We start from the raw sequence: 9,003 nt of genomic DNA, 5'->3' as shown, positions 1-9,003 counted from the left end.
ATCACAACGGTGTAAACGGGCCCAGAATCGGTCTGCTGCGCGCGAAGCTCGAGTTCTAATGGGAACCGCGACCCATTACTTTTCAATCCTGTGAACTCATTGATCTCGCTATGGTCTACCCCCATAAGACTTTTGCAACATAGTGACCAACTCCAAATTTGAAGTTGAATTCTTATTCAATTCTAAAAAATTGGCAAGTGGCTTCCCTGTAACATCAGATGTTTTAAGTCCGAACATGCGCTGAGCGCCATTGTTCCATCCTGTAATTCTCCCCTGTGCATCCAAGGTTACGAGAACCACCTTGCCAATCTCTAACAGACTTTTGTCATTATACTCTCCTGTAAATCATTATCCTTCTCTCTTAAACAATCATCCAAAAGTTCTGCTATAATCTGCTACATATCTATCGCAAAACCGACGAGCTTCATCGTAAGTCTTGCAAATTTGATATGGCGTGAACGGATCGTAAATACGCTTGAATGAACGTATAGACAATACCGATCTAGTTTCTTTTGCTACAAATGCGTCGGCGAGTCTAACATTAAAGAGTCGCTCGCTCTTGGCAAAATATCGAGCCGCAGCTACTGAATAGCTTCCCCATGCTTCGGAAACATCAATCAAAAATGGGGTGCGTTTATTATTGCATAGGGTTACTATATAGTATCTGCATAACGCTCCAACGTAGGTAATGAAACTACCTTATCACTTTCAACAGTATTAAAAGTGATTAGCAAAACTCCATTGTCAAATTGGAACTCTGCCTTGTCTAGAACGATATGTTGACTTGTAACTGCCATCGATTGTTTTACTATATGCCATAGGTGTACCAAACTTGATAACAAGCATGCCAAAAAACACATATCATTGATTTTCAGCATTTTAAAAAATACGAAAGGGGAAAAACCCTCTTTTTTAGGTGACGGAATACCGTCAGGAAGAATGTACAAGACAGGGTGGTAACGGTATTCCGTTACTTTATGCAGGACGTTTAATGTCCAGCTTTTTCATGCGATCACGAAGGGTGCTGGGTTTTATTTGAAGCAAACTTGCAGCTCCATCATCCCCATTGATTTTCCACTCGCATTGCTCTAAAGCTTTTATGATATGCAAGCGTTGTGCATCGTCTAAAGATGGTAAGGATTTATGCAGAGAAATACTGCGGGATTTATCCAAGGTTTCCTGAGGAGTTTCAAATTCTACTATACGCAAGGTCTCTGAATTGGATAAGATAACGGCACGCTCTATTAGGTTCTCTAGTTCACGCACATTACCTGGCCATCCATATGCTCTCAATTTACGCATGGTAGCGTCTGAAATATACTCAATATCCTTACGGTATTTCTTGCTGAATCGAGTCACAAAATGATCAATAAGCACTGGAATGTCCTCAGGACGCTCGCGTAAAGCCGGAACTCTAATAGGAAAAACGTTCAATCTAAAGTACAGGTCTTCCCTAAACTGATTATTGGCCACCTCTTCCTTAAGGTTTTTATTGGTAGCGGCAATAACACGCACATCTACTTTACGCACTTTAGGATCACCTACCACCTCAATTTCACCTTCTTGTAAGAAACGAAGCAGTTTAGGCTGCATATTCATAGGCAGCTCCCCGATCTCATCCAAAAAGATCGTACCACCATTGGCCAATTCTACCTTCCCCTGCTTATCAGTGGTGGCACCTGTAAAGGCTCCCTTTTTATGCCCAAAGAGCTCACTTTCTATAAGTTCTGAGGGAATGGCTCCGCAATTCACCTTGATCAGTGGCGCATTTTTACGATCGCTCAAATTATGTACAGCCCGAGCCAGCAACTCCTTTCCAGTTCCTGTCTCACCAAGAAGAAGCACACTTGCCGTTGTAGGTGCAACTTGTTCAAGATTGGTCAAAACATCACTAAAGACCGCACTGGAATACACCATATCTTCAAAATTGAAACGCATTTCCATCTCTTGACGCAGGTAGACATTTTCATCTTCTAACTGATCTTTCAGTTTGTTGAGTTCTTGAACTGTTTCAGACAGTTCTAAGTTTACTGCTTGTAATTTTTGTTCGGCCTTCTTTCTTTGGTCACTTTGGATGATCATAGACACCAAACTGGCAATGGAAGTTGCGAAATGCTCTTCCTCTGAACTCCAGATCCGCATAGGCCCAACATGCTCAAACACAAGGATTCCGTATTCTGAATCTGTTCCTTGCACCAAAACATCCATACAAGAGGTAATGCCATTGGGCTTGAGATAATCTTCTGCAAAGCTCTTGGTAAATTCGTGATTCTGAGAGTTAGTAACTGTAATAGTCTTATAGCGCTGTAAAGATTCAAAATAGGCTTTGTGATCCTTTTCTAGTAAAACTCCACCGCTAGCGTGCTCACCCGTACTCGCTGTGTATAAATTCTCACACCAGGCTTCTGATTGATCCTTATTCAAACGCCAGATACTAACGCGTTCTACGTTGACCACATCCGCAGCTAAAGAAGTTATACGCTTTATGGCGTGATTAAAATCGATGCCCACTAAGCCAGCCAACTCCAAAACCGCATCTTTTTTGCGCTTAGAACTAACCGCCAGCATTTTTTGGCTCTCGATAAGACGGACCTGATCTGAAATATCTTGGATTGTGAAAAAGTGTGCGATCACTGCACCGTCTTTATCACGAATGATTGCATTTTGAACAGAAACTGGGAAACTACTGCCGTTCATACGCTCCAATTGCGCATCAAAGCGCGGATAGCTTATTCCCTGTTGCACCTGAAACGCGCAAGACTCAAAGTCTTTTAAAGAAGACTCGCTAATAAAATTAAACGGCATAGAAGTACCGATCAAGTCTTCAGAATCTACACCGATCATTCTACAAAAGGCAGGATTGACGTCAATGATGATAGATTCCAGATCCATCACCAACAGTCCTTCATGCAAGGAATTGATCAAAGACTCTGAAAACTCATTGGCCAATCTGAGTTTATTTTCGAACTGATAACGTTCCGTGATGTCTGCTATAGAACCTACATGCGCAGTAATATCGCCATGCTCATCACGCAGGTGAGTAACTGAAACCAAGGCTGGAAAACGCTCGCCATTCTTTCTCATGAAAGTCAATTGCGCCGCCTTGTTAGTCTTGTCCATAATATTTTTGAACGAATCCACTATGGCATCCATATGCTCAGGTGGCCAATAAGGAAACGGAGGGCGAATCCCGATGATCTCTTCTCGAGAAAAACCAATCATTTCCAAAAAGGCTGGATTCGCATCCATAAAGAGTCCGGTTGGATCAATAATGATCAATCCTTCTTGCAAACCGTTGATGATTCGACTGCTAAACTCGCGCTCATTTTCTAAAAGACGTTCCGATTTGATAAGCGCGGAACGATCACGAACCACAGTCACTACTGAACTAACTTCTCCTTCATCATTTCGAAGCACCGAGATTGAAATAGAAACTGGGAATGGACTGCCGTCCTTGTGTATAAAAGTCGCCTCAAAAAAACGGCTATCGCTTTCTCTGCCAGAAACTCGGGCATCTACTAGTTCGTTGAAGAATTGCTTGGGCCAGTGATAAGGAGGAATAGTTCCTAAGATCTCGTCCCGCTCAATCCCAGTCATCTTCAAATAAGCATCGTTTACGTCAATGACCATCATATCCTTATTGGTGATCACTACGCCGTCTTTCAGATTCTGAATGAACTGCTCTTTAAACCGCTGCTCTTTGTTGAACAGATCAATAATATCTTTTGAACTCAGATTGTAGCTCAGCGACGCTAGAGCATAGTCCTTGTCTGAGGTTGGCTTGATCTCTAAACTTGCGAAAACCTTGCGACCGTCTTTAAAGGTCAAGGACAGTAGTTTATTGATATCTCCCGAATGTGCTGAAAGTGATTTGGCAAAGGATTCTTGCTGTCCATTTCTGAAAGCAAAAAGCACATCCCATTGTTTTTCTATTAAGACTTGAGAGGAATAGCCTGTGAGCATTTCAAATGACGGATTCACAGCAACGATTCTCGCCGACTGAGTCTCTAGGACAATTTGCGGTTTAATCTGCTTGACGAATTGATCTTCCTCAGCCCTTTTTAAAAAATAGGACATAACACTTTGGTTTGGTTTAAAAGCAGCTTAAATCATCCCTACCAAAACGGGGAATACACAGTTGCTTTGCGAATAAACCGCAAAGGAAAACTTAATAAGTGATTTCAACCAGGATTAGATTGAAAGTCGTTAGGGGGGGATGAATTAAGTTAGCTAAAGATACTTTATTCTGTGCAAATCAACTTAAAAACCAAAAATAAGGCGTGTTTTAAGTTAAATTTTAACGTATCTCTAACAATTGTCAACAACACACAATAGGCGGGATAAACCCGCCTAATTAAGTACTGTTTGATCATATTTCACTGTTAAAAACAGACGCCAAAATTCGGATGAACCTCAGAAAAGCCATTGTCAACAACTGAGGTCTCTGACAACTGTCCTTCTGGATCAATGACAATATCAAATTCATAGGTTCCGCATTGGAAGAATACAAACTGAAAATTGAATATGGCCGTCCCTCCAGATGGAATTTCAAATACTGTACGTTCTACGGTGCGCTCTCCGACTATTTGCCCGTCCTCAGCTCGGACGCGAACATCAAGTACGGATTTAACTTCACGCGCCTCTGCAAATGCACACTCTAGACTGTTATCTGCACGTAGGTTAGCCACCAGTTTATAATAGGTCACGGTCTCGCCTTCAAGAATTTGCCCTAAAGGGGTTGGCGTATCTCTATTCCAAAAAAATATGGCCTCAGTTCCTATTTCTGGTACAAATCGTCTTACTGAGAAAAACTCATTAAAGGCAAATATTCCGTTAGCCACGCCTACTTGAGTTCCGGTCGGAAAGTACTCGAAGCCAACAAAAGTAGGCTCAGCAGTAGTTGCAACTAGAGTGTTGGTAATCGTCCCTGGAAAAAACAGATTGGCCTTTTCAAAACACTCCTCACATTCATCCGGGTCAAACCAACAGCAAGAAACCGTTAGCACACCTAGCAGCAGTAAGCCAAGAGTCTTTTTTATATCTAGTATTCTACCCGACTTGTCCATGAGCTTATGTATTTTACTTTCCCCGTTTGAGGATCTAAATTCGGCGTTCCAGCATTTCCGTTGGAATTGATATGGATAACACGTTGTTTATCAAGAACAAAGAATAGGCCTTTAGAGCTCTTTGGAGTATTGACATCATTGTTATTTGTCTCATCACGCTCGGGCACCTCATCTAAGGTGTCAATGGAGTTTTCTAATAAATAGAAGCCATCTTGCTCAAAGCTCACTTGACTCACTACCGCATAACTTTCATTAGGATCAGTACTTTGATTGACGACCATGGTTTGCGTACCCACTACCTGCGGATCAGTAAATTCTTCATCACTGCTAAAGATCAAGGTCAAGCCATCTGAATGCGCTCCTGCCTTGGCTACAGCTTCTGGGCACTCAAATCCAGCTGCTGTATTGATTATAGTATGGATTATATTGAATGCAATACCCACATCAGATGTTTCGTCAATTTCACTTTCAAACTGACTCAAAAGAAGGTCTGCGGACTCGGCTCCTTCTGTAATTTCATCGCATTCTTCACAGCGCATGGCTGTAAGTAGGACTAATAGGGAACATAACTTGAAAAAATTCCAGGCATATCTCGTTTTCATATCTATAAGGTTTAATGGTGATCATACTTTCTAAAGAGGCCGATGAAATTTCGGCTACTTTGATGATGGCAAGCTAGGAAATCCACATCCTGTGGAAATACCCAATACAGGGTATATTAGATTCTGAGAATGAGAGGATTAATAGACTGTTTTGGCAGATAAAGCTCTGTGAAAACGCTTCGTTTAAGCACAAACAAAAAAAGCCCATCCAAAAGGATAAGCTCTTCATCGGTCTAATTCGACCACTTCGACCGTTTTACCGGTCTTACACAACATTTTAGTTGCGGTCTGGACGGGACTCGAACCCGCGACCCCCTGCGTGACAGGCAGGTATTCTAACCAACTGAACTACCAGACCAATTTTCTAAACCTTTTGAGAGGCGTTAGCAACAGCTAACTTTACTAGAAATTGTTACCATACTTTTTGGAGTTTTAACGCCCCAGGCTGTAATAGCGACTGCAAATATACAGTTCAATTTGAATGTGGCAAATATAAATTACAGAAATTTTACACCTACGCGAACTTTTGTCGCTCTACCAAATAAGTGGTTAAAATGGTGTCAAAAGCCTTGCGAACATCGGCTTCCACATATTTGATACGATACTGCCCACATTTGAGTCTGATGGCGTCAAAATAATCAGTTATAGCAGCCTGATAATCATCGCGAACCGAATCTGCATATAGATTTATATGATCTCCTGTTTCTACATCCACAAAACGTTTAGGACGGTTGTTGAAATCAAAATTCCACTCCAACTCCTTATCAAAAACATGAAAAAAGACTACCTCGTGTTTGTTGTACTTTAAATGCTGCAACGCCTCAAATAAAGCTTCTCGAGAAGCTTCTGTTTGGAACATGTCGGTAAAGAGAAAAACCAAAGAACGGCGCTTCATCTTTTCTGCGATCTGATGCAAAAAGGTATAGGTCTGGGTTTGTTTAGACCTGCCTGGTTTTACAATAGCGGAATTGAGTTGATGCAACAACTGCTGATGGTGGCGCTCACTTCCCTTCTCATTGGCGTAGTATTCATAAGTGTCCGAATAAATACTCATCCCAACGGCGTCTCGCTGTCTTTTGAGTAGATTCATGATCGCCGCGGCAGCCAGTGCTGAAAAGGAAATCTTATTCAAGGAGTCTATGGTGTACTCTTTGAGCTCCGGATAATGCATGGAGCTGGAATTATCGACGATCAAATGGCACCGCAAGTTCGTTTCCTCCTCATAGCGCTTGGTGTAGAGCTTATCGGTTTTTGCGTAGAGCTTCCAATCGATGTGTTTTGTGGATTCTCCTGGGTTGTAGATCTTGTGCTCTGCAAACTCCGCAGAGAACCCATGAAATGGACTTTTATGCAATCCGGAGATAAAACCCTCTACCACCTGAGCGGCCAAAAGCTCTAAGTTCTTAAAGCCTGATATCTCGTTGATTTCCTTTTGAATGTCCATATATGGCTAAACTAAAAAAGGTTGACCATAAGGCCAACCTTTTCAAGTTAATAGTTCTATAAATTAGTTCAGCAAAGACTCGATTGCCTCAGCATAAACATTCTTAGGAGCTACACCAACTTGGCGTCCTACTACCTCTCCGTTTTGGAAAACCAAAACAGTTGGGATATTACGTACACCGTACTTTGCAGCAAATTCTTGGTGTGCATCTACGTCTACTTTTCCAACTACGGCCTTTCCTTCGAATTCCGTACTCAGTTCATCAATGATAGGACCTACCATACGACAAGGTCCGCACCAAGCAGCCCAAAAGTCAACCATTACTGGTTTGTCACTCTTAAGAACGGTTTCTTCAAAGGATGCATCTGTTATTTCTAAAGCCATGGTATTTTAAATTTTATGTTACACAAAAGTAGTCTTTTTTTATCCCGAACCTTACAAGGCACATATTAGAAAACCCTATTAGCGCATTGAGTTAACTTATAAACACTTAAGGTCCTAGGGATCTAAGTCCTGCACAAAGAAGATCGCGTTGTTATTCGGGTCAAAAAAGCCGAATTCATGCGTCCCCCAAGGACTATTCAAATGCATGGCCGAAGCCTTTACCGTTCCCCGCTCCAAATACTCTTTAAAAACTCCTTCAATACTATCTACAAAGAACTTGACCACACTTCCGCCGTTTATGGGATCATCTACCGAACCCGCATGCCATTGCAAGTGGATTTCCATTCCGTCACGATACAAACCTACATAACCCTCATTGGCAAAGCGTTTGGCAAAGCCTGTATATTCTGAATACCACTTCACATCCCGATCCAGATCTGCAGAAGGCAGAACGGCTATGGTCTGTTTGTGTGGAATTCTGTCAGGCATCAATTGAGTTTATAGTAGACTGAAGCCTCATCCAAGGCTTCCAAAAGTTCATTAGATATCTTCACTTTTTGCTTGCGCGATGGCATTTGCAATTTGAGTTTCTCTTCCATCTCATAGACAATGAAATGCAATTGCTGATCGCCTTTATGAGAAACCACCAAATCCTTCAATATTCGGATGCGCTCTTCCTGCAATTCGTCAATTTTAAGCTGGATGGTCAACTTCTTGGCGTATTGATCCATCACATCGTGCAGCATTTGGATTTGATTGAACTGCATACGCGGATCACCCTTTTTACCTGTGTCGCGATTCACCCAACCTTCTTTGACAAAAATTCGGGCATAGATGAAAGAATTCGGCACTAAGAAATGACGGTATTTCAGGTATTCTTCTCCAAAGATTCGGAATTCAAAGGCATCGTCATAATCCTCAACGGTAAACAAGGCCCAACCTTTTCCGTTCTTAGAAACACGATGCTGAACATCACTGACCACCCCACCAAAGGTCAATTCTTTATTGACATAGCTTTCCAGATCACTGAAATTCCTAGTGGTACTGTTGCAAAAGGTTTTGAGCTCGGTTTTAAAGTCATCTAAAGGATGTCCAGAAATATAAATTCCAACCACCTCTTTCTCTTGCTTGAGTTTTTTCATGGTTCCCCATTCCTCACAAGGAGGTACGGTAGGTTCAGGAATTTGCACCTCAGAAGAATCTCCAAACAAACTCACTTGAGCAGAATTCTCATTTTCTTGGAATTTCTGCGCGTATTTGATCACCTTTTCTAAAAAGGTAACGCCGTCACCTTCTTCGTGAAAATACTGAGCGCGGTGGGTTTCAAAGCCATCAAAACCTCCAGCAAGCGCCAAGTTTTCAAAGGCTTTTTTGTTGGCAGCTCTCAAGTCAATGCGTTTGGCCAGATCGAAGACCGATTTGTATTTACCTTCTTGACGATGCTCAACAACAGTCTTTACAGCGTTTCCTCCCACTCCTTTAATGGCACCCATTCCAAAACGAATCG

At 41.9% G+C, this 9,003-nt stretch carries 9 protein-coding genes, 1 tRNA gene and 1 pseudogene; all 11 read right to left on the bottom strand.

Features of this window, described 5'->3' with window-relative positions; translation table 11 throughout:
- Positions 1 to 108: 108 nt before the first annotated feature.
- A complete protein-coding gene (locus ACSLP7_RS00305) occupies positions 109 to 309 on the bottom strand; it encodes a PAS domain-containing protein (RefSeq protein WP_435577456.1) in 201 nt (66 codons plus the stop codon).
- A 60-nt stretch (positions 310 to 369) separates the two neighbouring features.
- Positions 370 to 657, bottom strand: coding sequence for a DUF7793 family protein (locus tag ACSLP7_RS00300; protein WP_435577455.1), 288 nt, complete (start codon positions 655 to 657; stop codon positions 370 to 372).
- Entirely contained in the window at positions 654 to 797 is a 144-nt protein-coding gene (locus ACSLP7_RS00295; protein WP_435577454.1) for a hypothetical protein, read from the bottom strand. Before ACSLP7_RS00295 ends, ACSLP7_RS00300 begins: the two co-directional genes overlap by 4 nt.
- Before the next feature lie 178 nt (positions 798 to 975).
- On the bottom strand, positions 976 to 4,077 hold the full coding sequence (locus tag ACSLP7_RS00290; RefSeq protein ID WP_435577453.1) for a sigma 54-interacting transcriptional regulator: 3,102 nt from the start codon (positions 4,075 to 4,077) through the stop codon (positions 976 to 978).
- Positions 4,078 to 4,382: 305 nt separating this feature from the next.
- Positions 4,383 to 5,066 carry a hypothetical protein gene (locus ACSLP7_RS00285; RefSeq protein ID WP_435577452.1) on the bottom strand — a complete coding sequence of 228 codons (684 nt, stop codon included), beginning with the start codon at positions 5,064 to 5,066 and terminating at the stop codon, positions 4,383 to 4,385.
- Positions 5,042 to 5,668, bottom strand: coding sequence for a hypothetical protein (locus tag ACSLP7_RS00280; protein ID WP_435577451.1), 627 nt, complete (start codon positions 5,666 to 5,668; stop codon positions 5,042 to 5,044). The genes ACSLP7_RS00285 and ACSLP7_RS00280 overlap by 25 nt, the downstream gene beginning before the upstream one ends.
- 284 nt (positions 5,669 to 5,952) lie before the next feature.
- A tRNA-Asp gene (locus ACSLP7_RS00275) sits at positions 5,953 to 6,026 on the bottom strand.
- A 156-nt stretch (positions 6,027 to 6,182) separates the two neighbouring features.
- Positions 6,183 to 7,112 (bottom strand): DUF58 domain-containing protein, encoded by a 930-nt coding sequence (locus ACSLP7_RS00270; protein ID WP_435577450.1) that lies wholly within the window; start codon positions 7,110 to 7,112, stop codon positions 6,183 to 6,185.
- Between the two features lie 63 nt (positions 7,113 to 7,175).
- Positions 7,176 to 7,496: a thioredoxin gene (gene trxA, locus ACSLP7_RS00265; protein WP_435577449.1), complete on the bottom strand. Its 321-nt coding sequence runs from the start codon at positions 7,494 to 7,496 to the stop codon at positions 7,176 to 7,178.
- 114 nt (positions 7,497 to 7,610) lie between these two features.
- Positions 7,611 to 7,985, bottom strand: a complete 375-nt coding sequence (locus ACSLP7_RS00260) for a glyoxalase/bleomycin resistance/extradiol dioxygenase family protein (protein WP_435577448.1) — start codon at positions 7,983 to 7,985, stop codon at positions 7,611 to 7,613.
- Positions 7,985 to 9,003 (bottom strand): annotated as a pseudogene (locus ACSLP7_RS00255) (DNA polymerase III subunit alpha); the annotation flags it as partial. The pseudogene ACSLP7_RS00255 and the gene ACSLP7_RS00260, both read right to left, overlap by 1 nt.

Origin of the sequence: Gilvibacter sp. (assembly GCF_965601605.1) — a bacterium.
Classification (GTDB): domain Bacteria; phylum Bacteroidota; class Bacteroidia; order Flavobacteriales; family Flavobacteriaceae; genus Gilvibacter.
Note: the sequence above shows the minus strand (reverse complement) of the source record. Positions and strands in the feature narration are given on the sequence as shown.

Excerpts from the sequence above, each read along its gene's own strand:
- ACSLP7_RS00260 (WP_435577448.1), bottom strand. The coding sequence starts at position 7,985 with ATGCCTGACAGAATTCCACACAAACAGACCATAGCCGTTCTGCCTTCT.
- ACSLP7_RS00295 (WP_435577454.1), bottom strand. The coding sequence starts at position 797 with ATGGCAGTTACAAGTCAACATATCGTTCTAGACAAGGCAGAGTTCCAA.
- ACSLP7_RS00280 (WP_435577451.1), bottom strand. The coding sequence starts at position 5,668 with ATGAAAACGAGATATGCCTGGAATTTTTTCAAGTTATGTTCCCTATTA.
- ACSLP7_RS00270 (WP_435577450.1), bottom strand. The coding sequence starts at position 7,112 with ATGGACATTCAAAAGGAAATCAACGAGATATCAGGCTTTAAGAACTTA.
- ACSLP7_RS00290 (WP_435577453.1), bottom strand. The coding sequence starts at position 4,077 with ATGTCCTATTTTTTAAAAAGGGCTGAGGAAGATCAATTCGTCAAGCAG.
- ACSLP7_RS00285 (WP_435577452.1), bottom strand. The coding sequence starts at position 5,066 with ATGGACAAGTCGGGTAGAATACTAGATATAAAAAAGACTCTTGGCTTA.
- trxA (WP_435577449.1), bottom strand. The coding sequence starts at position 7,496 with ATGGCTTTAGAAATAACAGATGCATCCTTTGAAGAAACCGTTCTTAAG.